The organism is Streptomyces sp. NPDC058796 (assembly GCF_042745235.1).
Taxonomy (GTDB): Bacteria; Actinomycetota; Actinomycetes; order Streptomycetales; family Streptomycetaceae; genus Streptomyces.
In genome coordinates, this window is sequence record NZ_JBHYOP010000012.1 from 75,512 (window position 1) to 100,002 (window position 24,491).

20 protein-coding genes, 5 tRNA genes and 1 pseudogene are annotated in these 24,491 nt (G+C 71.0%); 16 read left to right on the forward strand and 10 right to left on the reverse strand.

Features of this window, described 5'->3' with window-relative positions; translation table 11 throughout:
• The first annotated feature begins 93 nt into the window (after nt 1-93).
• The 3 genes from ACFW47_RS27895 (at nt 94) to ACFW47_RS27905 (ending at nt 4,437) form a co-directional block, all read left to right on the forward strand.
• A complete protein-coding gene (locus tag ACFW47_RS27895; RefSeq protein ID WP_386284768.1) occupies nt 94-2,484 on the forward strand; it encodes a polysaccharide lyase 8 family protein in 2,391 nt (796 codons plus the stop codon).
• Between the two features lie 154 nt (nt 2,485-2,638).
• The gene (locus ACFW47_RS27900; RefSeq protein WP_386307482.1) at nt 2,639-4,222 is read left to right on the forward strand and encodes an acyl-CoA carboxylase subunit beta; all 1,584 of its coding nucleotides are present in this window, start codon (nt 2,639-2,641) and stop codon (nt 4,220-4,222) included.
• A 17-nt stretch (nt 4,223-4,239) separates the two neighbouring features.
• On the forward strand, nt 4,240-4,437 hold the full coding sequence (locus ACFW47_RS27905) for an acyl-CoA carboxylase epsilon subunit (protein WP_019328726.1): 198 nt from the start codon (nt 4,240-4,242) through the stop codon (nt 4,435-4,437).
• Between the two features lie 181 nt (nt 4,438-4,618).
• On the opposite strand, the gene ACFW47_RS27910 is transcribed toward ACFW47_RS27905, so the two are convergent.
• From ACFW47_RS27910 to ACFW47_RS27945, 8 genes are all read right to left on the reverse strand, one after another.
• Nucleotides 4,619-5,200, reverse strand: coding sequence for an ATP/GTP-binding protein (locus ACFW47_RS27910; RefSeq protein WP_009314218.1), 582 nt, complete (start codon nt 5,198-5,200; stop codon nt 4,619-4,621).
• Nucleotides 5,181-5,753 carry a DUF742 domain-containing protein gene (locus ACFW47_RS27915; protein ID WP_073731626.1) on the reverse strand — a complete coding sequence of 191 codons (573 nt, stop codon included), beginning with the start codon at nt 5,751-5,753 and terminating at the stop codon, nt 5,181-5,183. The genes ACFW47_RS27910 and ACFW47_RS27915 overlap by 20 nt, the downstream gene beginning before the upstream one ends.
• A 94-nt stretch (nt 5,754-5,847) precedes the next feature.
• Nucleotides 5,848-6,261, reverse strand: a complete 414-nt coding sequence (locus ACFW47_RS27920; RefSeq protein WP_004983065.1) for a roadblock/LC7 domain-containing protein — start codon at nt 6,259-6,261, stop codon at nt 5,848-5,850.
• 10 nt (nt 6,262-6,271) lie between these two features.
• Nucleotides 6,272-9,541: a nitrate- and nitrite sensing domain-containing protein gene (locus tag ACFW47_RS27925; protein WP_386284775.1), complete on the reverse strand. Its 3,270-nt coding sequence runs from the start codon at nt 9,539-9,541 to the stop codon at nt 6,272-6,274.
• 410 nt (nt 9,542-9,951) lie between these two features.
• Nucleotides 9,952-10,527 (reverse strand): ATP/GTP-binding protein, encoded by a 576-nt coding sequence (locus ACFW47_RS27930; protein ID WP_003973455.1) that lies wholly within the window; start codon nt 10,525-10,527, stop codon nt 9,952-9,954.
• A complete protein-coding gene (locus ACFW47_RS27935; RefSeq protein WP_007387727.1) occupies nt 10,508-10,906 on the reverse strand; it encodes a DUF742 domain-containing protein in 399 nt (132 codons plus the stop codon). The genes ACFW47_RS27930 and ACFW47_RS27935 overlap by 20 nt, the downstream gene beginning before the upstream one ends.
• A gap of 111 nt (nt 10,907-11,017) precedes the next feature.
• On the reverse strand, nt 11,018-11,431 hold the full coding sequence (locus ACFW47_RS27940) for a roadblock/LC7 domain-containing protein (RefSeq protein ID WP_003973453.1): 414 nt from the start codon (nt 11,429-11,431) through the stop codon (nt 11,018-11,020).
• Between the two features lie 9 nt (nt 11,432-11,440).
• Nucleotides 11,441-15,247 carry a nitrate- and nitrite sensing domain-containing protein gene (locus ACFW47_RS27945; RefSeq protein WP_386284778.1) on the reverse strand — a complete coding sequence of 1,269 codons (3,807 nt, stop codon included), beginning with the start codon at nt 15,245-15,247 and terminating at the stop codon, nt 11,441-11,443.
• Nucleotides 15,248-15,848: 601 nt separating this feature from the next.
• Between ACFW47_RS27945 and ACFW47_RS27950 the strand changes: the two genes are divergently transcribed.
• The 9 genes from ACFW47_RS27950 to ACFW47_RS27990 all read left to right on the forward strand — a co-directional run bounded on the left by ACFW47_RS27950 (nt 15,849) and on the right by ACFW47_RS27990 (nt 19,884).
• Entirely contained in the window at nt 15,849-16,037 is a 189-nt protein-coding gene (locus ACFW47_RS27950) for a hypothetical protein (RefSeq protein ID WP_386285092.1), read from the forward strand.
• A 179-nt stretch (nt 16,038-16,216) separates the two neighbouring features.
• Nucleotides 16,217-17,002, forward strand: a complete 786-nt coding sequence (locus tag ACFW47_RS27955; RefSeq protein ID WP_386284781.1) for a fumarylacetoacetate hydrolase family protein — start codon at nt 16,217-16,219, stop codon at nt 17,000-17,002.
• Entirely contained in the window at nt 16,995-18,479 is a 1,485-nt protein-coding gene (gene gltX / locus ACFW47_RS27960) for a glutamate--tRNA ligase (RefSeq protein ID WP_386284784.1), read from the forward strand. Before ACFW47_RS27955 ends, gltX begins: the two co-directional genes overlap by 8 nt.
• A 99-nt stretch (nt 18,480-18,578) precedes the next feature.
• The gene (locus ACFW47_RS27965) at nt 18,579-19,313 is read left to right on the forward strand and encodes an HAD family hydrolase (RefSeq protein ID WP_386284787.1); all 735 of its coding nucleotides are present in this window, start codon (nt 18,579-18,581) and stop codon (nt 19,311-19,313) included.
• A gap of 92 nt (nt 19,314-19,405) precedes the next feature.
• Nucleotides 19,406-19,477, forward strand: a tRNA-Gln gene (locus tag ACFW47_RS27970).
• A 39-nt stretch (nt 19,478-19,516) separates the two neighbouring features.
• Nucleotides 19,517-19,589, forward strand: a tRNA-Glu gene (locus tag ACFW47_RS27975).
• A 29-nt stretch (nt 19,590-19,618) separates the two neighbouring features.
• Nucleotides 19,619-19,691: transfer RNA gene (locus ACFW47_RS27980), tRNA-Glu, on the forward strand.
• Between the two features lie 20 nt (nt 19,692-19,711).
• Nucleotides 19,712-19,783 (forward strand) — tRNA-Gln (locus ACFW47_RS27985).
• A gap of 28 nt (nt 19,784-19,811) precedes the next feature.
• Nucleotides 19,812-19,884: transfer RNA gene (locus ACFW47_RS27990), tRNA-Glu, on the forward strand.
• Between the two features lie 62 nt (nt 19,885-19,946).
• Here ACFW47_RS27990 and ACFW47_RS27995 read toward each other — a convergent pair.
• Nucleotides 19,947-20,327: pseudogene (locus ACFW47_RS27995) on the reverse strand (transcriptional regulator); the annotation flags it as partial.
• A gap of 34 nt (nt 20,328-20,361) precedes the next feature.
• Between ACFW47_RS27995 and ACFW47_RS28000 the strand changes: the two are divergent.
• Entirely contained in the window at nt 20,362-20,892 is a 531-nt protein-coding gene (locus ACFW47_RS28000; protein ID WP_386307484.1) for a DUF4188 domain-containing protein, read from the forward strand.
• Between the two features lie 97 nt (nt 20,893-20,989).
• Here ACFW47_RS28000 and ndgR read toward each other — a convergent pair whose 3' ends face one another.
• Nucleotides 20,990-21,706 carry an IclR family transcriptional regulator NdgR gene (gene ndgR / locus ACFW47_RS28005; protein ID WP_010984119.1) on the reverse strand — a complete coding sequence of 239 codons (717 nt, stop codon included), beginning with the start codon at nt 21,704-21,706 and terminating at the stop codon, nt 20,990-20,992.
• Nucleotides 21,707-21,903: 197 nt separating this feature from the next.
• Between ndgR and leuC the strand changes: the two genes are divergently transcribed.
• The 3 genes from leuC to ACFW47_RS28020 all read left to right on the forward strand — a co-directional run bounded on the left by leuC (nt 21,904) and on the right by ACFW47_RS28020 (nt 24,440).
• Nucleotides 21,904-23,334: a 3-isopropylmalate dehydratase large subunit gene (leuC, locus tag ACFW47_RS28010; protein ID WP_386307485.1), complete on the forward strand. Its 1,431-nt coding sequence runs from the start codon at nt 21,904-21,906 to the stop codon at nt 23,332-23,334.
• 5 nt (nt 23,335-23,339) lie between these two features.
• Nucleotides 23,340-23,933 carry a 3-isopropylmalate dehydratase small subunit gene (gene leuD / locus ACFW47_RS28015; protein WP_386307487.1) on the forward strand — a complete coding sequence of 198 codons (594 nt, stop codon included), beginning with the start codon at nt 23,340-23,342 and terminating at the stop codon, nt 23,931-23,933.
• 276 nt (nt 23,934-24,209) lie between these two features.
• Complete coding sequence (locus ACFW47_RS28020; RefSeq protein WP_073731614.1) at nt 24,210-24,440, forward strand: hypothetical protein; 231 nt, start codon at nt 24,210-24,212, stop codon at nt 24,438-24,440.
• Nucleotides 24,441-24,491: the final 51 nt, after the last annotated feature.

Sequence of the window (24,491 nt, forward strand, 5' to 3'; positions counted from 1 at the left end):
GGGGCACGGGCAGGCCCACCTTTCGTAACCCGGTCCGCCCGCCACCGCAGCTCCCGTACCGCCGCCTGGCGGACCCCGGAACGGGGAAGGGTCATGAGCATGACCTCCATGTGGCCGCACGCCCGCCGGACCGCCGCCGGTCCCACCCGCCGCACCTTTCTCCTCGCCCCCGTCCTGGCCGCCACGCTCACCCCGGCCCTCGGCGGCCCCGCGCCCGCCGCGGCCCGCGCCGACCCCTACGACACCCTCCGCCGCCGCTGGCTCGACATCGCCCTCGGCACCGACTACGACCCGGCAGCCGAACCGTACGCCTCCCGCCTCGCCGAGACCGGCGCCCGCGCCCGCGACCACCGCGCCGCCATGACGCCCACCCCCACCTCCCTGTGGCCGGGCCACCCCTTCGACCCGCCCGCCGGCATCACCTTCGCCTACAGCCGCCTGTGGACCATGACCCAGGCCTACGTCCAGCAGGGAACCGGCTCCACCGGCGACCAGGCCCTCCTCGCCGACATCCTCCGAGGGTTCGACCACCTCTCGGCCACCGTCTACAACCCCTCCACCACCCGTTACGGCAACTGGTGGGAGTGGCAGATCGGCAGCCCCCGCCTCCTGACGGACATCACGGCCGCCCTCCACGACCACCTCGGCCCCGACCGCACCGCCGCCGCCTGCGCCGCCGTCGACCACTTCATCCCCGACGCCGTGCTCCGCGACTACTCCGGCACCTCCACCGGCGCCAACCGCGTCGACCTGTGCCGCTCCGTCGCCCTGCGCGGCATCCTGGGCCGGGCCCCCGACAAGATCGCCCTGGCCCGCGACGCCCTCTCACCGGTCTTCCCGTACGTCACGAAGGGCGACGGCCTCTACGCCGACGGCTCCTTCGTGCAGCACACCTGGGTCGCCTACTCCGGGACGTACGGCCAGGTCATGCTGGACGGCCTCGGCCGCCTCTTCACCCTGCTCGCGGAGTCGGACTGGGCGGTGACGGACCCCGGCAGGCAGATCATCCTGGACAGCGTCGAGCACGCCTACGCGCCCCTCGTCCACGACGGACTCGTCATGGACACCGTGAACGGGCGCGCCATCAGCCGGGGCTACCTCAAAAGCGACGACCTGCACGTCATGCGCGGCGACCACTTCCACGGGCAGCAGCTCATCGCGGCCATGGCGGTCCTCGCGGGCGGCGCGAGCGATGCCGAGCGCGAGCGCTGGCACGCCCGGATCAAGGGCTGGATCGAACGGGACACCGTCGCCCCGATCCTTGCGGCCCGGCAGTTCCCGGTCGCCGACCTGGCGCGGCTGCACGCGATCGCCGACGCGCCCGTCCAGGCCGCGCCCGAGCCCACGGAGCACCGCCTCTTCGCCGCCATGGACCGCGCCGTCCACCGCCGCCCCGCCTTCACCGCGGGCCTCGCCATGGCCAGCGACCGCATCGCGCACTACGAGTGCGGCAACGGCGAGAACCCGCGCGGCTGGCACACCGGCGCGGGCCTGCTCACCTGGTGGGCGAACGGCGCCGCGTCCGACCGGTCCGACCGGTCCGACCGGTCCGATCAATACACAGACTGGTTCTGGCCGACCGTCGACTGGTACCGGCTGCCCGGCACCACCGTCTCCACCAAGCGCCTGCCCGACCGGGCGGGCGGCGAATGGGGCGCGCCCAAGCCCGACGTGCGCTGGGTCGGCGGCACCACCGACGGCGAGTACGCGGCCGTCGGCCAGCACCTCAAGGGCCTCGGCTCCACCCTCGAAGCCCGCAAGTCCTGGTTCTTCCTCGACGACGAGGTGGTCTGCCTCGGCGCCGGCATCACCTGCGCGGACGGCGTCCCGGTCGAAACGGTCGTCGACAACCGCAACCTGGGCGGGGGCGGCACCCAGGCCCTCGTCCGCGGCCGGCACTGGGCCCACCTGGAGGGCCACGGCGGCTGGATCGTGCCCGACGGCGACCTGCGGACCCTGCGCGAGGACCGCACCGGCGCCTGGTCCGACATCAACACCACCAGCACCACCGAGCGCCGCACCCGCCGCTGGCAGACCCTCTGGCTCGACCACGGCACCGATCCGGAGGACGCCGGGTACCACTACGTCCTCTTGCCGGGCGCCTCCCGCGGGGCCGTCGCACGCCGCGCCGCCGACCGCCGCCGGCTCACCGTCCTCGCCAACGACGCCCGCCGCCAGGCCGTCACCGTTCACCCGCTCGGCCTCACGGCGGCCAACTTCTGGCAGGCCGGCACGGCGGGGCCGCTCACCGCCACCGCGGGGGCGAGTGTGCTGGTCCGGAGCCGGGGCCGCACCGCTACCCTCTGCGTGAGCGAACCGCCGCGCACCGGAGAGCCGCTGGAGATCATCTGGGACCGCCCGGTGCGAGGGGTGGTGCGGGCCGACGAGACGGTCGAGATCCTCGCCGCAGGCCGCCGACTGCGCCTCCGCGTCACTCCAGGGGTGGTATGTACCACCCATGAATGTGAGGTGACTCTCAGCTAGGGACTTTGTGCGACCCCTACAAGCAGCAGGCCCTCTGAGCAGTCGAAACGGCTGCATGTCATGGGGGTTCTGTTCAGTGCTACCAGGAAAACGCGCCGGAGACTGTACAGAGTCGACGGCTCGCAATCCTTGGTCGGGTTCGTAGAGTCGCTACATGACCGTTTTGGATGAGGCGCCGGGTGAGCCGACGGACGCGCGCGGGCGGGTCGCCGAGCTGCACGAGATCCGTGCGCAGGCACTGGCCGGACCGAGCGAGAAGGCGACGGCGGCGCAGCACGCCAAGGGCAAGCTGACCGCGCGGGAGCGCATCGAACTGCTCCTGGACCCCGGGTCCTTCCGGGAGGTCGAGCAGCTGCGCCGGCACCGGGCGACCGGTTTCGGCCTGGAGAGCAAGAAGCCCTACACGGACGGTGTCATCACCGGCTGGGGCACGGTCGAGGGCCGTACGGTCTTCGTCTACGCGCACGACTTCCGGATCTTCGGCGGTGCGCTGGGCGAGGCCCACGCCACGAAGATCCACAAGATCATGGACATGGCCATCGCGGCCGGTGCCCCGCTGGTGTCGTTGAACGACGGTGCCGGCGCCCGCATCCAGGAAGGCGTGTCCGCTCTCGCGGGCTACGGCGGCATCTTCCAGCGCAACACGAAGGCGTCCGGTGTCATCCCGCAGATCAGCGTGATGCTCGGCCCGTGCGCGGGCGGCGCGGCCTACAGCCCCGCCCTGACGGACTTCGTGTTCATGGTCCGCGACACCTCGCAGATGTTCATCACCGGCCCGGACGTGGTCAAGGCCGTCACCGGCGAGGAGATCACGCAGAACGGCCTCGGCGGCGCGGACGTGCACGCCGAGACCTCCGGCGTCGCCCACTTCGCCTACGACGACGAGGAGACGTGCCTCGCCGAGGTCCGCTACCTGCTGTCGTTGCTGCCGCAGAACAACCGGGAGAACCCGCCCCGCCACGAGTGCGGCGACCCCGCGGACCGCCGCGGCGACACCCTTCTCGACCTGGTCCCGGCCGACGGCAACCGCCCGTACGACATGGCCAAGGTCATCGAGGAGATCGTCGACGACGGCGAGTACCTCGAGGTCCACGAGCGCTGGGCGCGCAACATCATCTGCGCCCTGGCCCGCCTGGACGGCCAGGTCGTCGGCATCGTCGCCAACCAGCCGCGGGCCCTGGCAGGCGTCCTGGACATCGAGGCGTCCGAGAAGGCCGCCCGCTTCGTCCAGATGTGCGACGCCTTCAACATCCCGATCCTGACCCTCCTGGACGTCCCCGGCTTCCTCCCGGGCGTCGACCAGGAGCACGGCGGCATCATCCGCCACGGCGCCAAGCTGCTCTACGCCTACTGCAACGCGACCGTGCCCCGCATCTCCCTCATCCTCCGCAAGGCCTACGGCGGCGCCTACATCGTCATGGACTCCCAGTCGATCGGCGCGGACCTCACCTACGCCTGGCCGACCAACGAGATCGCCGTGATGGGCGCCGAGGGCGCCGCCAACGTCATCTTCCGCCGCCAGATCGCCGAGGCCGAGGACCCCGAGGCCATGCGGGCCCGCATGGTCAAGGAGTACAAGACCGAGCTGATGCACCCGTACTACGCGGCCGAGCGCGGTCTGGTCGACGACGTGATCGACCCCGCCGAGACCCGCGAGGTGCTGATCAAGTCGCTGGCGATGCTGCAGACCAAGCACGCCGACCTGCCCTCCCGCAAGCACGGCAACCCGCCGCAGTGACCCGAGGAGCCACGACCATGTCCCCTGCCGACATCCGCGTCGAGAAGGGCCACGCCGAGCCCGAGGAGGTCGCCGCCATCACGGCCCTCCTCCTCGCCCGCGCCGCCGCCCGCCCCGCCGAGATCGCCCCTACCCACGGCGGCGGCCGCGTCCGCGCCGGCTGGCGCCGCCTGGAACGCGAACCGGGTTTCCGCGCGCCCCACAGCTGGCGCTGACCTGTATGTATGTGTGAGCAGGGCCCCTCCTGAGGAGGGGCCCTGCTCGCGTTCTCAGGGGTGCGGGGAACTGCGCGACCAGCCACGACGCACCCGCACCCGGCAACGAAACCGCCCCCGGCAGCCCAGTGGCCGCAGGGGGCGATGCGCAACCCGGCGCGACGGGGTGCCGCCTGCGCGGCTAGCGCAGGCGCGCCATCAGCGCGTGCTCCACGAGCGTGATCAGCGCCGACTTCGCGTCGGCCCGATGCCGCGCGTCCGTCGTGATGATGGGCGTGTCCGGCCCGATCTGAAGAGCCTCCCGGACTTCGTCCGGGTTGTACGGCTGCTGCCCGTCGAAGCCGTTCAGCGCGATCACGAACGGCAGTCCGCTGTTCTCGAAGTAGTCGACGGCGGGGAAGCAGTCGGCGAGCCGCCTCGTGTCGACCAGCACGATCGCGCCGATCGCGCCGCGCACCAGGTCGTCCCACATGAACCAGAAGCGGTCCTGGCCGGGCGTACCGAAGAGGTACAGGATCAGGTCCTGGTCGAGCGTGATGCGTCCGAAGTCCATGGCGACCGTCGTGGTCGTCTTGTCCCCGGTGTGCGTGAGGTCGTCGATGCCCGCCGAAGCGGATGTCATCACGGCCTCGGTGCGCAGCGGATTGATCTCCGAGACAGCGCCGACGAACGTGGTCTTGCCCACGCCGAAGCCGCCCGCCACCACGATCTTCGCGGAAGTGGTGGAGCGGGAAGGACCGCCGCTAGAGCTTGCGAAGTCCACTGAGCACCCTTTCGAGCAGTGTCACGTCTGGCTGGCCGCCGGCGTTCTCGTCGCCGCCGGGCTGATGGATGGCGACCAGTCCCGCCTCCGCCAAGTCGGCGACGAGGATCCTGGCCACGCCGAGAGGGATCGTCAGGAGGGCCGAGACCTCGGCCACCGACTTGATCTCCCGGCAGAGGTTGCAGATCCGCTGATGCTCGGGCAGCTGGCCCTGCATCTGGTGCGGCTGCGCGGTGGTGTGCACCAGCGCCTCGATGGCGAGCTGGTACCGCGGCCTGGTGCGGCCGCCCGTCATGGCGTACGGGCGCACCAGGGGGTTGTTCGACGCCCCGGCGGGCGCCGGCTCAGGGGTGCGGCGCTGAGGCTGCACGGGCTGGATGCGCGGAGCTTGCGGCTGGTCGTACGGCGAAGGGCCGGGGCCCTGCGGGGCGTACGGCTGCCGGTGGTCCGGGACGGAGGGGTAGCCGTACCCGTTCGCCGAGCCGTCGTTCCGGCCCTGGCCAGGGCCGTACGACCAGTTGCCCGAAGACGGACCGCCTGGGGGTGTTGCCACTTTTTCCTCCTCCGACTGTGCCTGGCATCCATCACTGTGGAGCCGCGTCCCGAAACTTTACGGCCACGGGACGCCAAAACGCACCGTCTGTCCTTTAGTTGAGAAGGCTGCCTTGAAGCTCAGCCCGCAGGTCGGGCGTCAGGACCGTGCCGGCACGGTCCACCAGAAGGGCCATCTCGTACCCAATGAGACCGATGTCCGCCTCCGGGTGTGCGAGAACCGCGAGGGAGGATCCGTCGGAGATGGACATGATGAAGAGGAATCCCCGCTCCATCTCCACAACCGTCTGGTTCACGCTGCCGCCCTCGAAGATGCGCGAGGCACCGGCGGTCAGCGAGGTCAGGCCGGACGCGACGGCGGCGAGCTGGTCGGCGCGGTCGCGCGGGAACCCTTCGGACATCGCGAGAAGGAGTCCGTCGGCGGAGACCACCACCGTGTGGGACACCCCCGGGGTGTTGTCCACGAAGTTGGTGATCAACCAGTTCAGGTTCTGTGCCGCCTGGCTCATCGGGCTCACACTAACGCTCCTGGTTGTAGGTGCTGTCAGGACCACGGTGTTCATTCCTTGTGTCCTGGCCGTTCGTTTCACTGCCTGCGCTGCGGCCCCGTTCGACGCCGCGCCGCAGGTTGCTCAGCCTGCCCCGGACGTCCTCCGGAGCGCGGGAGACCTGTGGGCCTCCCTGTGGAGTGGATTCGGCGGTGCCCTCGACCAGGTTGGCCTTGGGTACCCGGCGCGGCAGCCCCGAGGAGGTCACCCCGCCCGCCTTGGGCCTGCGCAGCTGTGCGGCCTGCTGCCAGCGGTCGTCGTTGGCCGACCGCCAGTTGTCCGTGCCGTTCGCACCGGCCGTGTCGGCCGGCGTCTCCTGGCCCACGTGCCCCGCGCCCGCGCCGCCCGCGGCGGATCCGCGGCGGGGGAGACCGGCGTCGGTCATCTCGTGGGTGGCGGAGGCGCCCGGACCCGGACGGTCGAAGCCTACGCGGTCCGCCTCGTTCACGTCAGCGGCCTGCACGGATTCCGTCTCCGGTGCCCCGGAGGGGTACTGGTCCGGATAGCCGTTCTGGTAGCCGTCCTGCTGCGGCCAGTCGTCCTGGTGGCGCCGCTGCTCGAAGGCCGAGTAGCCCTCCTGCGCGCCCGAGCCGGCCGACTGGTGCCCGTTGCCGGCCGTTTCCCCGTACGAGGGCTCCGGGTAGCCGCCGCCCGCCGGGTAACCCTCGCCCTGCGGCAGGCCGCCGTTCGGCGCGAAGTACTGCTCGTCGTACGCCTGCTGCCGGTCCTGGTACGCCGTCTGCTGCTGGTCGGCGTACGCCTGCTGGTCGTACCCGCCGGTCTGCTGGTCCTGGTAGCCGCCCTGGCCCTGGTCGTAGACCGGCTGCCGGCCGGTGAACTGGTCCTGGTAGCCGGGTGCCTCGGTGTTCTCGCGGCCGCCGTGCTCCTCCGGGCCGCCGGCCTCGGGGTGCGACTGGGCCTCCAGCGCCGCGCGGCGCTCCTCGCGCATCAGCGAGCGGCCGACCGGGTCGAGCTCGCGTATGTCGTCGGGGACGTCGGAGTACCGGCTGTCGTCGAAGCCGAGTTCGGCGGCGGTCCGCATGGGCTGGCCGACCTGCGCGAAGTTCTCACCCTGGATGTTCTGCTCCGGGATGATCTGCGAGACGGTGAACTCGTCGCGCTGCTGGTGCTCGCCGCCGCCACCGTGGGTGATGGCGTCCGGGAGCATGACCAGCGAGGTGGTGCCCGCCTGCTCGCCGGAGGGGCGCAGCTGGACGCGGATGCCGTGCCGGTCGGACAGCCGGCCGACCACGAACAGGCCCATGCGCTGCGAGATCGCGGCGTCCACGGTCGGCGGGTTGGCCAGCTTGTGGTTGATGTCCGCGAAGTCCTCGGCGGTCAGGCCGATGCCCTTGTCGTGGATCTCGACCATCACGCGGCCGTCGGGGAGGCGGGTCGCGGTGACGCGGACCTTGGTCTGCGGGGAGGAGAACGTGGTGGCGTTCTCCAGCAGCTCGGCGAGCAGGTGCACGAGGTCGGTCACCGCACGGCCGTGGATCTCGGCCTCGGGCACACCGGACAGCTCGATGCGCTCGTACTGCTCCACCTCGGAGGAGGCGGCGCGCAGCACGTCGACCAGCGGGACCGGCTGGTCCCAGCGGCGGCCGGGCTCCTCGCCGGCGAGGACCAGGAGGTTCTCGCCGTTGCGGCGCATGCGGGTGGCCAGGTGGTCCAGCCGGAAGAGGTTCTCCAGCTGGTCGGGGTCGGCCTCGTTGTTCTCCAGGTCGGTGATCAGGGTCAGCTGGCCCTCGATCAGCGACTGGTTGCGGCGCGACAGGTTGGTGAAGATCGCGTTGATGTTGCCCCGCAGCAGGGCCTGCTCGGAGGCGAGCCGGACCGCCTCGCGGTGCACCTGGTCGAAGGCGCGGGCGACTTCGCCGATCTCGTCGGTCGAGGTGATCGGGATCGGCGCGACCCGGGTGTCGACCCGGCCGGGGTCGGTGCGGGAGAGCTGGTCGACCAGCATCGGCAGGCGCTGCTCGGCGATGCCGAAGGCGGCGGTGCGCAGCTGGCGCATGGAGCGGCTCATCTGGCGGGCCACCATGCCGGCCAGGATGAACGCGGCGAGCAGCGCGATCACGACCGCGGCACCCGTGATGTAGGCGTCCCGCTCGGCGTCGTCCGCGATCGTGGACGCCTCGGTCACCGCCTTGTCGGCCAGGTCCGACTCGATCTTCTGGTAGGCGTCGAACTTGAGGGTGTTGACCGCCCACCAGTTTTCCGGCGTGATGCCCTGCTCGGCCAGGTCGGCCCGCGCGCCGCTGTCCGTGGAGCTCAGCTGGGCCAGCTCCGAGACCATCGTGGTCGGGTTGGAGGGCGGTGGGACGTAGTCCGGGTCCTTGGCCTTGGCCTCCTTGGCCATGGCGGCGCCGTCCTCCTTGAGCCGCGCCTCGGCGTCCTCGAGCTTCTGCGCGTCCGCCTCGGTGCCGCCGCCGATGTACTCCTCGATCGCGATGCGCTCGAGGTAGGCGTACGAGGAGAGGGCGACGCGCTGGCTGGCGAGGTGGCTCGGCTCGGGACCCGGCTTGACCAGCATGTGCATGCCGATGGAACGCTCCAGGGAGAGCGCCGCCTTGGTCAGGGAGATCGCGTAGACGGTACGGCCGTAGGAGGTGATGTTGCCGGTGCCCAGACCGAGCTCGTTGGCGAACTCCATCAGGGGGTGGGCGACGCCGGTGTAGCCCTCCTCGGTCTCCACGCCCTTGAGCTTGGGGGTGTAGGCGGCCACGCGCAGCGACTGGAGCTTGGGCTCCTGCTCGCGGAAGACCTTCAGCCGGCGCTCCAGGCCGGGCTTGGACGGCATGCCCTGCGCCGCCTCGTCGAAGACGTCGGCCGCCTCGTCGGTGGCCTGGCGGGCCTTGACGACGGCGTCGTCCTTCTGTCCCTTGCCCTCAAGGAGCGGGGCGGCGGTGGTGTCGCGCTCGTTGTAGAGGGCGTTCGCGTAGTTCAGCGAGGCCTGCACCAGGCGCGCGGTGCTCTCGGCGTCCTCGGCGTCCTGCCAGGTGTCGATCGAGCCCTTCACCTGGAAGCCGCCCATGACGAGGCCGACCAGCACGGGAATGAGCAGGATCGCGTTCAGCCGGGTGGTCACCCGCCAGTTGCGCGGGGAGAAGCGGCCGCCGCTCGGGGCGGGCTCCTCCTTGGGTTCCGCAGCGGGCACGGGGGTGGGCGCCGCTGTACGCGGCGGCGGGGTGAAGTTGCCCCGGGCCGATGGCTCGGGACTGTTCTTGCTTCGCCTCACTCGACCAACAACCTCTCGGCGGTCGGCACCTACGTCGTGCCGCTGTGTCTCAGAGCCCAGTCCGTCGACGAGTACGTGCTACCGCTGAGTACGTCTCGTGCGTGGTTGACCATTGGGCAGTTCTGGCATTCCAGCACGGCGACCTGCGCTCTTCCAAACAGTGGAACGCGGGGGTTACACGTGATGTAAGCCCCAGATAAAACGGTCATAAAGAGCGAGGCCCGTCAAAAGACGGTGCGTTCGTGCGCGCAGCGAGACCAGTTGACCGCGACGCGTGTTGATACCACCCGATTCCTCTGCCGAAACGTTATGAACGGCCGGGCCGACCGTGTCAAAGGACACAGTCGGCTCCGTATCGTCTACGGCAACTGCCGTAGATCACTGCCGACTTGGCTGCTACGGCCTGCGTACTACCGCAGACGCGCCATCAGCGCGTGTTCCACCAGCGTGATCAGCGCGCTCTTCGCGTCGGCGCGGTGCCGGGCGTCGGTCGTGATGATCGGGGTGTCCGGCCCGATCTGCAGCGCCTCCCGCACCTCGTCCGGCGAGTACGGCTGCTGTCCGTCGAAGCCGTTCAGCGCCACGACGAAGGGCAGGCCGCTGTTCTCGAAGTAGTCCACTGCCGGGAAGCAGTCGGCCAGCCGGCGGGTGTCGCACAGCACGACCGCGCCGATCGCGCCGCGCACCAGGTCGTCCCACATGAACCAGAAGCGGTCCTGGCCGGGCGTGCCGAACAGGTAGAGGATCAGGTCCTGGTCGAGCGTGATGCGGCCGAAGTCCATGGCGACCGTGGTGGTCGTCTTGTCCCCGGCGTGCGTGAGGTCGTCGATCCCGGCGCTGGCGGAGGTCATCACGGCCTCCGTGCGCAGGGGGTTGATCTCGGAGACGGCGCCCACGAACGTGGTCTTGCCGACGCCGAAGCCGCCGGCCACCACGATCTTCGCGGAGGTGGTCGCCCGCCCTCCGTCAGAGCTTTCGAAGTCCACTGAGCACCCTTTCGAGCAGTGTCACGTCCGGCGCACCGCCGTTGTTCTCGTCGCCGCCCGGCTGGTGAACCGCGACCATCCCGGCCTCCGCGAGGTCCGCGACCAGGATCCGGGCCACGCCCAGCGGCATGGCCAGCAGGGCCGACACCTCGGCCACCGACTTCACCTCGCGGCACAGGTGGCAGATGCGCTGGTGCTCGGGCAGGAGCCCCATGAGCGCTGCCGGGTCGGCCGTCGTGCTGATCAGCGCCTCGATGGCGAGCTGATAGCGCGGCCTGGTCCGGCCGCCGGTCATCGCGTACGGACGTACCAGCGGCTGGTCGCCCTCGTCCTCGTACGGCTCCGCGTACGGATCATGAGAGGCGGTGGGCGGGGTCATGAATCCTCCGGGCGGGACAGCAGGTTGGTCAGTCGTGCCGTCTGACGAGGCCGGTGGGGGGATTGTGGCGGCCGGACGGTGATTTGGTAACACGGGTGGTGCCGGGGCCGATCAGTGGAGCAGACTTCCTTGTAGTTCAGCGCGCAGGTCGGGCGTGAGTACGGCGCCCGCGCGGTCGACCAGGAGCGCCATCTCGTAGCCGACGAGGCCGATGTCGCACTCCGGGTGGGCGAGGACGGCCAGGGACGAGCCGTCCGAGACGGACATGAGGAAGAGGAACCCGCGTTCCATCTCCACGACCGTCTGCGCCACGTTGCCGCCCTCGAAGATCCGGGACGCCCCCGCGGTCAGCGAGGTGAGCCCCGAGGCGACAGCCGCGAGCTGGTCCGCGCGGTCGCGCGGGAAGCCCTCCGACATCGCCAGGAGGAGTCCGTCGGCGGACACGACGACGGTGTGGGACACCCCCGGGGTGTTGTCCACGAAATTCGTGATCAACCAGTTGAGGTTCTGTGCCGCCTGGCTCATCGGGCTCAACTAACGCTCCTGCTGGTGAGTGGGCCGCGGGTAGCTGCCGGTCTGGTTGGTACCGGCCTGACGGCCCTGTGCGATTCCCCGACGGAGATTGGTCAGCCGGCCGCGCACGTCGTCGGGCGCACGCGAGACTGCCGGACCGCTCTGGTGCGACTGCTGCTGAGCCGTGCCCGGGACGAGGTTGGCCCGGGGCACCCGGCGCGGCAGGCCGGAGGTGGTGATCCCGCCCGCGGCCGGCTGCCGGACGCGCTCGGCCTGCCGGACGAGGTCGTCGTTCGGCGAGCTGCGCCAGGCGGAGGCGGCGGGCCGCTGGGGGGCCGCCGGGGTCTGGGGCTGGGCGGCCTGCGGCTCCGGCGACGCCGCCGGCGCGCTCTGCTGAGCCCGCGCCTCACGGTCGCCGTGGAACCAGTTGGTCTCCAGCGTGTCGAACAGCGGCGTACGTCCGTCACCCGGGCCGGAGGCCGGGGGCAGCGCCCACGCGTCTTCCGGCTGCGCGGCGGTCCCGATCTGGGGCGCCTGGGCGGTGGGACGCTGCTGCGGGACGGGCGGCCGCGGAGCGGCGAAGTCGTTCCCGCCGTGCGTGCCGTCCTGCGGGCGCTCGAACTGGCCGGTGACGGCCGGGTTCTCGCGCTCCGGCAGGCGGTGCTGGCCGGTCGCGCCGTTGTCGTGACCCTGGCCGGGCTGTCCGCCGAAGACGTCCGAGCGGACGAAGGCGCCGTTCTGCTGCGGGGCGGCCGGCTCGGGCCGCGCGAACCGGTCGCCCGGCTGGGTGTTCGCGCCGTACTGGTCCTGACCGAACGGGTCCTGGCCCGGCTGGGCGAACTGCCCGGTGTTCTGCGGGTCCTCCTGGCGCGGTGCCGGGGCGTCGAAGTCCGGACGGGCGAACTCGGCCGTGGCGCCGGGACCCTGGGCCTCGCCGTGGCGGGGGACCGCAGGCATCTCCGCGGTCGAGCCCGGGCCCTGCCGGTCGTCGTAGCGCGGCGTGCGGTCCGTACGGGAGCTGTCCGGCTCCTCGTGGCCGCGCGGGGCGTCCAGCGAGGCGCGCGGCACGGGCGGCTGCGCGTTCTCGTCGCTCCAGCTGGGCGTGCGGGGCTGCGGGTTGCCGCCGGGCAGCTCGGCCCGCGGCCCGCCGCGCGGCGGCAGCTGCGGACGACGGCCCTGTTCGGCGTCACCGTCACCGCCGCCCCGGCGCTTCCCGCGCGGCGAGGGTGCGGAGGGGCCGGGTCCGCCGCCGAACATGTCCTGGCCCTGCGAAGCGTTGCCCTGGGGCGCGTTGCCCTGCGGCGCGCTCATGCCCGCGGCCTGCAGGCCCTGCGGAGCACCGGGGGTCTGTCCGGCACCGGCGCCCGCGCCGGCCGTGGCCGGCCGGTTCTGCTGACCCGGGCCCGCGGGGGACTGGGGTCCGCGCGCGCCGCCCGGCGCACCCGGGCGCCCGCCCGCGTCCCGCCCGGGCAGCGCGGCCCGCGGCCCCTGACCGGCGGCGAGCCGGCCACCGCCCGGCGCACCGCCACCGAAGGCACCGCCGCCACCGCCGAGGGCACCGCCGCCCTGGCCGCCACCGCGCCGGGCCGCCGCGACACCCGCGGCCGCCTGGGCCGCGGCCGGGCCGCCGTTGCCGGCGCCCTGACCGGGCTTGGGCTGCGGCTTGCGGCCGCCCTGGGCGACGTCGACGGGCAGCATGACCAGCGCGGTCGTACCACCGGAGTCCGACGGACGCAGCTGGATGCGGATGCCGTGACGCTGCGAGAGGCGGCCGACCACGAACAGGCCCATGCGGCGGGAGACGGAGACGTCCACGGTGGGCGGCGAGGCGAGCCGCTCGTTGATCGCGGCGAGGTCCTCGGGGGAGAGGCCGATGCCGGTGTCGTGGATCTCGATCAGCACCCGGCCGTCGGGCAGCGCGTGACCGGTGACCTTGACCTTGGTCTGCGGGGAGGAGAACGAGGTCGCGTTCTCCAGCAGCTCGGCGAGCAGGTGCACGAGGTCGTTGACCACGCGGCCGGCGACCTCGGTGGTCGGCACGGAGGCCAGCTCGATGCGCTCGTACTGCTCCACCTCCGAGGCGGCGGCACGGAGCACGTCGACCAGCGGGACCGGGCGGGTCCAGCGGCGGCCGGGCTCCTCACCGGCGAGGACGAGCAGGTTCTCACCGTTACGGCGCATGCGCGTCGCGAGGTGGTCGAGCTTGAAGAGCGAGGACAGCTGGTCCGGGTCGGCCTCGCGGGACTCCAGTTCGGAGATGAGCGAGAGCTGGCGCTGGATGAGGCCCTGGGAACGGCGCGAGAGGTTGGTGAACATCGCGTTGACGTTGCCCCGCAGCAGGGCCTGCTCGGCGGCGAGGCGGACCGCCTCACGGTGCACGTCGTCGAAGGCCGCGGCCACGCGGCCGATCTCGTCCCGGGAGTGCACGCCGACCGACTCCACCGAGGTGTCGACGTCCTGCGGGTCGGTCTCGGAGAGCTGCTTGACCAGCTCGGGCAGACGGTCCTGGGCGACCCTGGTCGCGGTGTCCTCCAGGCGGCGCAGCGAGCGGATCATGGAGCGGGCCACGACGAAGGCGCCGACCAGGGAGACACCGAGCACCAGCAGGATCACGACACCCGAGATGATCGCCTCGCGCTCGGACTCGCTGCGCAGCTCACGGGCCTGCTGCTCCATGTCCTCCAGCAGCTTCAGCTCGATGTTCTTCATCTGCTGGATCTTGGTGGAGCTGTCGTCCAGCCAGTCCTGGTAGGAGCGCTTGTCCAGTCCGCCGAGGGCGCCCTGCTTGGCGAGCGCGCGGCCCGCGTACGCGTCGGAGGACTCGATGACCGGGTTGCCCTCGGAGATCGGCTTGAGGAGTTCCTCGGCGCCGTCGCCGTAGATGCTGGTGAAGCTGCGGATCTCGGACTTCTGGCTCTGCAGCGCGGACTCGGCGTACAGCCGGTCGTTCTCCGCGAGGTCGGGCTTGCCCGTGTTGCTCGCCGGGAGCGCCGCCGCGAGGACCGCGCGCTGGATGGACGCGTACTCCTTGGCGGAGGAGAAGGCCGCCAGGGTACGCGTGCGCTGGATCATCTCGGGGTTGCTGGTGGCTTCCGCCATGTCCTGCGAGAGGTCCAGCAGGTGGGTGATCAGGCGGTGGTACGCCTCGACGGTCTGCGTCGAGTTGTCCTCGGCCTGGTAGGCGGTGCTGCGGATCCGCTCCAGGTCGTTCAGGTCTCCGGCGAGACCGACGAGGCTGTCGCGGACGCCGACGAGGTTGCCGTCCTTGCTGGCGGCGTCGATCGCCTCGGAGCTGTCGAGGAAGTTCTTCCGGGCACGGTCGGTCTTCTCCCGGTCGCCCTTGACGGCGATCGCACCGGACGACGAGCCGTGCGCCAGCGGACCGGCGGACTGGTCGCGCTCCTCCTGCAGGGCGTGGGCCAGCTCGGTGGCCTGCTTGGTCATCTCGGTCAGCAGCTTCATGTTGTCGAGCTGCTGGATGTCCTCGACCGACTGGCTGATGCGCATCGCGCCCAGCGAGGTGGCCGCGACCACCGGGAGTGCGAGCAGCGACACCAGGCGGGTGGAGATCCGCCAGTTGCGCAGGGCTATTCGCGGGCCGGGGCCGGTCGAGCCCTTGGCCGGCTTCACGGGCGGCTGCTGGCCGGAAGCGGGGGCTGCCGTCCCCTGGCCCGGGCGCCCGGTGCCGTCCCCGCTGTCGCTCGGCCGGTCCTGGCCCGGGTTCTGGGCGTGCTGGGGCGAGGAGCTGACGGCCTTGGGGCCAGTCCCGCCGTGCTGCGGCTCCGGCTCCGCCGAAGCGCTGCCATCCCTCTTGAAACGTCCCTGCACTAGCGTCGCAACCTCTGGACCAGGCACCCGGCCGCGTGAACGGCTGGGCACGGTGTCGGCGTCATAGGGGCGCCCTGAATACGCCCCCGTGGTGGTCGTGAGTGACCGGCGCTGGTTCCCCCTTCTCGCCGCCGCTCGGCGCTGGTGTGCGCCCCCTGTGCGCCGGCTCGATCCCGCAGCGGTCCGTGGAATTCCAGCACAGTGCCGGATCTCCAACAAGGCCCGTGGGCCAGGCCGTGACATAGGTGACAGCACGTGAGGGGCGAGTCACCGGACGTAGAAAATGATCACCCTCAAAACGGACGTATGCCCGCGAGTCGTCGACGTCGGGTAGGTGTCCCAGTCGACATGATCAGGAGCGGAATGAGCGCTTCAGGTGGGCAATGTCGGTTTCGTCGGAGTGGAGTGGCGGTCGGAATTGACCGGTTTGACCCTTGATAAGTGAGCAAACTCACATGCAGATCGGGTGCCCCGACCAGGGTCGCGGGGAATCGCATGTTTAGCCTGACGCTTTACAGAGAAGGCAAAACCGACAACCCGCGCCCTCGCAGGGCTCCTTGCAGCCCGCCGGCGCCCGGACACGACAGGGTTCCGTACAACCGTGAAGACGACGATGATGTTCCACAAGATCGCCAACCCGCGACGCACGACGCTGGCGCACCTCGGCGGCGCCGACGAACTGCAGACGCCGGAGCAGCCGGAGCACGCCGTCGAGCTCCCCGCCCAGACCGCCAACCCCCGCCGCACGGTCCTCATGGAGGTCCCGGTCGCGGCCACCGCCGCAGAGTAGTACGCCGGCCGGCCGCCGCACGTTCAGCCGGCCACGGAACACCAGGGCGCCCGCGCCACGGCCACCCCTCCACCCGGGGCACGTCGGTAATGCGCGAGGCGCCCGCCCTTGAGGGCCTGCCCGCCGCGTTAGCCTGGAGCGTCAGACTCCAGCCAGCTCATCAAGGGGCCAAGCAACCCGTGCGCATCGCCAGGTTCTCCATCGACGGGAACGTCGCCTTCGGCGCGGTCGAGGGCGACCAGCCGGACCAGCTCGTCCTCGACATCATCAAGGGCATCCCGTTCGCGGACTTCGAGCTCTCCGGCACCAAGGTGCCCCTGAGCAAGGTCCGGCTGCTGCCGCCCGTCCTGCCCAACAAGGTCGTCGCCTTCGGCCGCAACTACGCCGAGCACGCCCGCGAACTCGGCAACGAGGTGCCCGACGCCCCGTTCGCCTTCTTCAAGCCGTCCACCTCGGTCATCGGCCCGGGCGATCCCATCCAGTACCCCTCCTTCTCCGAGGAGCTGCACCACGAGGCCGAGCTCGCCGTCGTCATCGGCCGCATGTGCCGCGAGGTCCCGCGCGACCGCGTCAAGGACGTGATCTTCGGCTACACCTGCGCCAACGACGTCACCGCCCGCGACGTGCAGCGCCGCGAGAAGCAGTGGGCCAGGGCCAAGGGCTTCGACTCCTCCTGCCCGCTGGGCCCCTGGGTGGAGACGGACATCGACATCGCGGCCGCGGCCGACCTGACCATCCAGCTGACGGTCAACGGCGAACAGCGCCAGCTCGGCCGTACCAGCGAGATGATCCACTCCATCGAGGACCTGGTCGTCAACGTCTCCGAGGCCATGACGCTGCTCCCCGGCGACGTGATCCTCACGGGCACCCCGGCTGGGGTCGGCCCCCTCAACGTCGGCGACGAGGTCGCCGTCACCATCGAAGGCATCGGCACTCTCACCAACAAGGTTGTCAAGCGTGGCTAGCGCACCCGGCTCCCCCGTACGCGTCCGTTTCTGTCCGTCCCCCACCGGCAACCCCCACGTGGGCCTGGTCCGCACCGCCCTGTTCAACTGGGCGTTCGCCCGGCACCACCAGGGCACCCTGGTCTTCCGCATCGAGGACACCGACGCGGCCCGCGACTCCGAGGAGTCGTACGAGCAGCTCCTGGACTCGATGCGCTGGCTGGGCTTCGACTGGGACGAGGGCCCCGAGATCGGCGGCCCGCACGCGCCGTACCGCCAGTCGCAGCGCATGGACATCTACAAGGACGTCGCCCAGAAGCTCCTGGACGCCGGCCACGCATACCGCTGCTACTGCTCCCAGGAGGAGCTGGACACCCGCCGCGAGGCCGCCCGCGCCGCCGGCAAGCCCTCCGGCTACGACGGCCACTGCCGTGACCTGAGCGACGCGCAGGTGGAGAAGTACGAGGCGCAGGGCCGCGAGCCCATCGTCCGCTTCCGGATGCCCGACGAGCCGATCACCTTCACGGACCTGGTCCGCGGCGAGATCACCTACCTCCCCGAGAACGTCCCGGACTACGGCATCGTCCGCGCCAACGGCGCCCCCCTCTACACGCTCGTCAACCCGGTCGACGACGCCCTGATGGAGATCACCCACGTCCTGCGCGGCGAGGACCTGCTCTCCTCCACCCCCCGCCAGATCGCCCTGTACAAGGCGCTGACCGAGCTGGGCATCGCCAAGGAGACCCCCGCCTTCGGCCACCTGCCGTACGTCATGGGCGAGGGCAACAAGAAGCTCTCCAAGCGTGACCCGCAGTCGAGCCTGAACCTGTACCGCGAGCGCGGTTTCCTCCCCGAGGGCCTGCTCAACTACCTCTCCCTGCTCGGCTGGTCCCTCTCCGCCGACCAGGACATCTTCACGGTCGAGGAGATGGTCGCGGCCTTCGACGTCACCGACGTCCAGCCCAACCCGGCCCGCTTCGACCTCAAGAAGTGCGAGGCGATCAACGGCGACCACATCCGCATGCTCGAGGTGAAGGACTTCACCGAGCGCTGCCGCCCGTGGCTGAAGGCTCCCGTCGCCCCCTGGGCCCCGGAGGACTTCGACGAGGCCAAGTGGCAGGCGATCGCGCCGCACGCGCAGACCCGCCTGAAGGTCCTCTCCGAGATCACCGACAACGTCGACTTCCTGTTCCTGCCGGAGCCGGTCTTCGACGAGGCCAGCTGGACGAAGGCCATGAAGGAGGGCTCGGACGCCCTGCTCGGCACCGCCCGCGAGAAGCTGGACGCGGCCGACTGGAGCTCCCCCGAGTCCCTGAAGGAGGCCGTCCTGGCCGCCGGCGAGGCCCACGGCCTCAAGCTCGGCAAGGCCCAGGCCCCGGTCCGCGTCGCCGTCACCGGCCGCACGGTCGGCCTGCCCCTCTTCGAGTCCCTGGAGGTCCTGGGCAAGGAGAAGGCGCTGGCCCGGATCGACGCGGCGCTGGCGAAGCTCGCGGCCTGATCGCATGTACACGCGCCTGAGGGGCGGCTCCCGGACTTCCGGGGCCGCCCCTTCGCCGTACGGCGGACGCGGCGGGCCCGGCGGCGCTACCGTCGGATCATGAGCATCCTCGCCGTGGTCTGGGACGTGGACGACACCCTCTTCGACTACACCACCGCCGACCGCGAGGGCATGCGCGCCCACCTGGTCGCCGAGGGCCTGCTCGCCGGATACGGGACGGCGGAGGACGCCCTTGTGCGCTGGCGGGAGATCACCGACCAGCAGTGGGCCCGTTTCGCGGCCGGTGAAGTCGACTTCGTCACACAGCGCCGCGACCGCACCCGGGTCTTCCTGGGCCGGCCGGAGCTGACCGACTCCGAGGCCGACGACTGGTTCCAGCGCTACGTCACGCACTACGAGGCCGCCTGGTCCCTCTTCGAGGACGTGATGCCCGTCCTCGACGCCCTCGCCGACAGCCACCGGCACGCGGTGCTCTCCAACTCCAGCCTCACCGTCCAGGACCGCAAGCTGCGCGTCCTCGGCGTGCACGATCGCTTCGAGGCCATCCTGTGCGCCGCCGAGCTGGGCGTCTCCAAGCCCGAGCCCGGCGCCTTCCTCGCCGCCTGCGACGCCCTGGGCCTCGCCCCGCACGAGGTCGCGTACGTCGGTGACCACCCGGAGATCGACGGACGCGGAGCCGCCGACGCCGGACTGCTGTCGGTGTGGATCGACCGCGGCGGCGCGTACGCGACCCTCGACCCGCCCGCCGGACCACGCCGTATCGCGTCCCTGTCCGAACTCCCGGCGCTCCTGGGTGCCGATACTCGTTTTGGAGCCCCGTCCACCTTCGGGTAATGTTCTTCCTGCGCCGCCGGGGAGCGGGCCGAAAGGTCGGGAACCGGAAGCGCAAAGCTAGAACAAAATCCCCCCAGGGGCTTGCGTTCCAGTGGCCTATGGTGTAATTGGCAGCACGACTGATTCTGGTTCAGTTAGTCTTGGTTCGAGTCCAGGTAGGCCAGCTCGCAGAGCTTATCTGCGCCGCGGAGAACATCCGCAAGGCCCCCGTTGTGTAGCGGCCTAGCACGCCGCCCTCTCAAGGCGGTAGCGCCGGTTCGAATCCGGTCGGGGGTACGGTGATCTCTCACGAGGTGATCGCTAGGGCCCCCGTTGTGTAGCGGCCTAGCACGCCGCCCTCTCAAGGCGGTAGCGCCGGTTCGAATCCGGTCGGGGGTACAAACTGGTCTAAACCACATTGGTCTATGGTGTAATTGGCAGCACGACTGATTCTGGTTCAGTTAGTCTAGGTTCGAGTCCTGGTAGACCAGCTCGGATCTGCGGAAACGTATGATCCTCGCCCCCGTTGTGTAGCGGCCTAGCACGCCGCCCTCTCAAGGCGGTAGCGCCGGTTCGAATCCGGTCGGGGGTACTCGAGTCCGAAGGGGCTCCCGCTCAGGCGGGATCCCCTTCGGCGTTCACTCGTGCCGGTGTTCATTCGATGCCGTACCGCCGCGCCGACTCCTCCTCCTGAGCCAGCCGGTGCAGGGCCCGCAGCACCGGCTGGAAGAGCACCGCCGCCGCGACCGCCATCTCGACCTTCTCCGCCTCCGATCCGTGGCTCTCCATGAAGTCCAGGTTCCTGCGGGCCACCTCGTGCATCAACTGCCCGTACGGCGCCATCAGTTCCGCGTCCCACGGGTAGTCCAGCCGGCGCAGCGCCGCCACCGCCGCCACCAGCGACCGGTGCACGGGGGAGAGGGAGGACAGCTCCCGGGCGGTCTCCCAGCCCAGCATGTCCAGCAGCCGGTCCACCTCCGCTCGCGCCGCGATCACGGACGGGTCGGCCTCGTCCGGCTCCGGCCCCTGCGGCAACTCGGAGGTCCAGCTCGCCAACGGGGAGGTCGAGATGACCGGCGATTCCGGCACCGGTGCCGCGGCCCGCACCACCGCCGCGGCCGAGGGCGACGTGGTCGTCCTGCTCATCGGCATGCGGATCAACCACTTCTGGGCGGTGCACCACTGGCTGCCGGTCCTGCTGGCCATGCCGCGCATGCTGCGCGAACTGGCGAAGGACCCGGACCGCGGACTCCTCGGGCACGTCCTGCTGACGGCCTCGCCGCGGACGTACTACGTGGTCCAGTACTGGGAGTCCAAGGAGAAGCTCTACCGGTACGCCCACTCGCCCGACATGTTCCATCACCGGGCGTGGGCGTTCATCAACCGCAAGGAGCGCGCGGAGAAGGTGCGGGGGCACGTGGGGCTGTGGCACGAGGCGTACGTGGTGCCGGAGGGGTCCTACGAATCGGTCTACGCGGACATGCCGCCCTTCGGGCTCGCCGCCGCGCACGGCCAGGTGCCGCTGGAGCGGCGGGGCAGGCGGGCCGAGGACCGGTTCGCGTACCGGTCGGGGAGGCGGGCGGGGGGCGAAAGGGCGTGAGCGCGTGGTGAGTACCGCATGACCGGGGCCGTGTGTCGGGGAAGGGCCCGCCGCGGCGTTGAGGCGGGCCCGTTCCCGGTCGCGTACCCGGGCCGGGTCAGCCCGTGCGGCGCAGGGCCTCGGAGAGGCGGCCGGCGGCGTCGATGACCGCCTGCGCGTGCATGCGGCCCGGGTGGCGGGTGAGGCGCTCGATGGGGCCGGAGACGGAGACGGCGGCCACCACGCGGTTCGACGGTCCGCGCACGGGCGCGGAGACGGACGCTACGCCCGGCTCGCGCTCGCCGATCGACTGCGCCCAGCCGCGGCGCCGTACGCCGGACAGCGCCGTCGCCGTGAAGCGGGCGCCCTGCAGGCCCCGGTGGAGGCGCTCGGGCTCCTCCCAGGCCATGAGGATCTGCGCCGAGGAACCGGCCTTCATCGTGAGCGTGGAGCCGACCGGGACCGTGTCCCTGAGGCCGGACAGGCGCTCGGCCGCCGCGACGCAGATGCGCATGTCGCCCTGGCGGCGGTAGAGCTGGGCGCTCTCGCCCGTCACGTCACGGAGGTGGGTGAGCACCGGGCCCGCCGTGGCGAGCAGACGGTCCTCGCCGGCCGCCGCGGCCAGTTCCGCCAGGCGCGGGCCGAGAATGAAACGGCCCTGCATGTCGCGCGCCACCATGCGGTGGTGTTCCAGTGCCACGGCCAGGCGGTGGGCCGTGGGTCGTGCCAGTCCGGTCGCCGCGACCAGTCCCGCGAGGGTGGCCGGGCCGGACTCCAGAGCGCTCAGAACGAGGGCCGCCTTGTCCAGAACGCCGACGCCGCTACTGTTGTCCATGAAACGATACTCCCGTCTCACTCTGTGAAACGCAAGTTCAATTTTCCGTGGAACCCGCCACTCTTGATGGCAGGAAGTCACAGCGGCCCGTGACGAAAGGGCCTGGTGGCGGTTGCCCGGAAACACAGGGGTGCGGGCACCGCTTCCCCAAGATCTCTAGTTGGGCCGTCGCGTTGTCGCCGGCCGGAGGGAAAGCGATGGGTAGGACACTCGCGGAGAAGGTCTGGGACGACCATGTCGTCCGGCGCGCCGAGGGCGAGCCCGACCTCCTCTTCATCGATCTGCACCTGCTGCACGAGGTGACCAGCCCGCAGGCCTTCGACGGCCTCCGCAAGAGCGGCCGCCCCGTGCGCCGGCTCGACCTGACCATCGCCACCGAGGACCACAACACCCCCACCCTCGACATCGACAAGCCCATCGCGGACCCGGTCTCCCGGGCCCAGCTGGAGACGCTGCGCAAGAACTGCGCGGACTTCGGCGTCCGGCTGCACCCGCTGGGCGACGTCGAGCAGGGCGTCGTGCACGTCGTCGGCCCGCAGCTGGGCCTCACCCAGCCCGGCACCACCGTGGTCTGCGGCGACTCGCACACCTCCACGCACGGCGCCTTCGGCGCGCTGGCGTTCGGCATCGGCACATCCCAGGTCGAGCACGTGCTGGCCACCCAGACGCTGCCCATGGCCCGCCCGAAGACCATGGCGGTCACCGTCAACGGGGAACTGCCCGAGGGTGTCACGGCCAAGGACCTGATCCTCGCGATCATCGCGAAGATCGGCACCGGCGGCGGCCAGGGCTACATCCTGGAGTACCGCGGCGAGGCCATCGAGAAGCTCTCGATGGAGGCCCGCATGACCATCTGCAACATGTCCATCGAGGCCGGCGCCCGCGCGGGCATGATCGCCCCCGACGAGACCACCTTCGCCTACCTCCAGGGCCGCCCGCACGCCCCCGAGGGCGCCGACTGGGACGCGGCCGTCGAGTACTGGAAGACGCTGCGCACCGACGACGACGCCGAGTTCGACGCGGAGGTGGTCATCGAGGCCGCCGAGCTGTCGCCGTTCGTCACCTGGGGGACCAATCCGGGCCAGGGCGCGCCGCTGTCCGCCGCCGTCCCCGACCCGGCTTCGTACGAGGACGCCTCGGAGCGCTACGCCGCCGAAAAGGCCCTGGAGTACATGGGGTTGGAGGCCGGTCAGCCGCTGCGCTCCATCAAGGTGGACACCGTCTTCGTAGGTTCCTGCACCAACGGCCGCATCGAGGACCTGCGCGCCGCCGCCGAGATCGTCCGGAGCCGCAAAGTCGCCGACGGCGTACGCATGCTGGTCGTCCCCGGCTCCGCGCGGGTGGGTCTGCAGGCCGTCTCCGAGGGTCTGGACGTGGTCTTCAAGGAGGCCGGCGCCGAATGGCGGCACGCGGGCTGCTCGATGTGCCTGGGCATGAACCCGGACCAGCTCGCCCCCGGTGAGCGCTCCGCGTCCACCTCCAACCGCAACTTCGAGGGACGGCAGGGCAAGGGCGGTCGCACCCATCTGGTGTCGCCGCAGGTCGCGGCCGCGACGGCGGTCCTGGGCCACCTGGCCTCCCCGGCCGACCTGTCCGCCGCCGACGTCCCCACGCCCGCTGGAGTCTGAGAGTCATGGAAGCATTCACCACCCACACCGGCCGGGCCGTCCCGCTGCGCCGCTCCAACGTTGACACCGACCAGATCATCCCCGCCCACTGGCTCAAGAAGGTGACGCGGGACGGCTTCGAGGACGGGCTTTTCGAGGCCTGGCGCAAGGACCCGGAGTTCGTGCTCAACCGGCCCGAGCGCGAGGGCGCCACGGTCCTGGTGGCCGGCCCCGACTTCGGCACCGGCTCCTCCCGCGAGCACGCCGTCTGGGCGCTGCAGAACTACGGCTTCAAGGCCGTGATCTCCTCCCGCTTCGCCGACATCTTCCGCGGCAACTCGCTGAAGAACGGGCTGCTCACCGTGGTCCTCGACCAGAAGGTCGTGGACGCGCTGTGGGAGCTGACGGAGAACGACCCGCAGGCCGAGGTCACGGTCGACCTCCAGGCCCGTGAGGTCCGCGCGGAGGGCGTCACCGCCTCCTTCGAGCTGGACGAGAACTCCCGCTGGCGGCTGCTGAACGGGCTGGACGACATCTCGATCACCCTCCAGAACGAGGCCGACATCGCCGCGTACGAGGCGAAGCGCCCGTTGTTCAAGCCGCAGACCCTCCAGGTCTGACACCGGGGCCTTCTCAAGGGCCCCGGCAAGGTCGAGTTTCGGCCACCCAACACCCCGGCTGTACCCCCGATCGGCCCGATCGGGGGTACAGCCTTTTCTGCGTTCGCGCGCGCGTGCGTGTCACGGCCGGGTCGGTCAACTTCCCACGTTAGAGGCGTGGTTGCAGGGGTAAGCGGGTCTTGGAGGCGCGGTTTCCGGACGTGGCCGGACGGCCGTCCGGGGCGGCAGTTGCCCCCTGCGCAGGCGACAACTCGCCCCAGATGGCACAATCTGTGCATGGAACACGACGGCCAACTCCAGCTCTATGCGGCGGTCGCGTCCCGGCTCAAGGAAGCGCACACAACAGTGCGCGCACTGCAAGTCCCGGAGGGCGTACGGATGGCGCTGACCCGGAAGCTGCTGGTCATTACGGCCGCGGCCAAACACGATCTCGCCGGTGCGGAACGGCGCCTGGAGCGGTTCATCGCGGACCTCGACGAGGGTCGGTTCCCCGAAGAGGACGGCTGAACAGGCCGGGGCGGCCCGAGTCCGTTGCGGCACAAGGGTGATTAGCCCGTT

What these genes read in the sequence shown, in the direction of transcription:
- ACFW47_RS27895 (WP_386284768.1), top strand. Translation starts at nt 94, where the DNA reads ATGAGCATGACCTCCATGTGGCCGCACGCCCGCCGGACCGCCGCCGGT.
- ACFW47_RS27900 (WP_386307482.1), top strand. Translation starts at nt 2,639, where the DNA reads ATGACCGTTTTGGATGAGGCGCCGGGTGAGCCGACGGACGCGCGCGGG.
- ACFW47_RS27905 (WP_019328726.1), top strand. Translation starts at nt 4,240, where the DNA reads ATGTCCCCTGCCGACATCCGCGTCGAGAAGGGCCACGCCGAGCCCGAG.
- ACFW47_RS27920 (WP_004983065.1), bottom strand. Translation starts at nt 6,261, where the DNA reads ATGAGCCAGGCGGCACAGAACCTGAACTGGTTGATCACCAACTTCGTG.
- ACFW47_RS27935 (WP_007387727.1), bottom strand. Translation starts at nt 10,906, where the DNA reads ATGACCCCGCCCACCGCCTCTCATGATCCGTACGCGGAGCCGTACGAG.
- ACFW47_RS27940 (WP_003973453.1), bottom strand. Translation starts at nt 11,431, where the DNA reads ATGAGCCAGGCGGCACAGAACCTCAACTGGTTGATCACGAATTTCGTG.
- ACFW47_RS27965 (WP_386284787.1), top strand. Translation starts at nt 18,579, where the DNA reads ATGAGCATCCTCGCCGTGGTCTGGGACGTGGACGACACCCTCTTCGAC.
- ACFW47_RS28000 (WP_386307484.1), top strand. Translation starts at nt 20,362, where the DNA reads ATGACCGGCGATTCCGGCACCGGTGCCGCGGCCCGCACCACCGCCGCG.
- ndgR (WP_010984119.1), bottom strand. Translation starts at nt 21,706, where the DNA reads ATGGACAACAGTAGCGGCGTCGGCGTTCTGGACAAGGCGGCCCTCGTT.
- leuC (WP_386307485.1), top strand. Translation starts at nt 21,904, where the DNA reads ATGGGTAGGACACTCGCGGAGAAGGTCTGGGACGACCATGTCGTCCGG.
- leuD (WP_386307487.1), top strand. Translation starts at nt 23,340, where the DNA reads ATGGAAGCATTCACCACCCACACCGGCCGGGCCGTCCCGCTGCGCCGC.
- ACFW47_RS28020 (WP_073731614.1), top strand. Translation starts at nt 24,210, where the DNA reads ATGGAACACGACGGCCAACTCCAGCTCTATGCGGCGGTCGCGTCCCGG.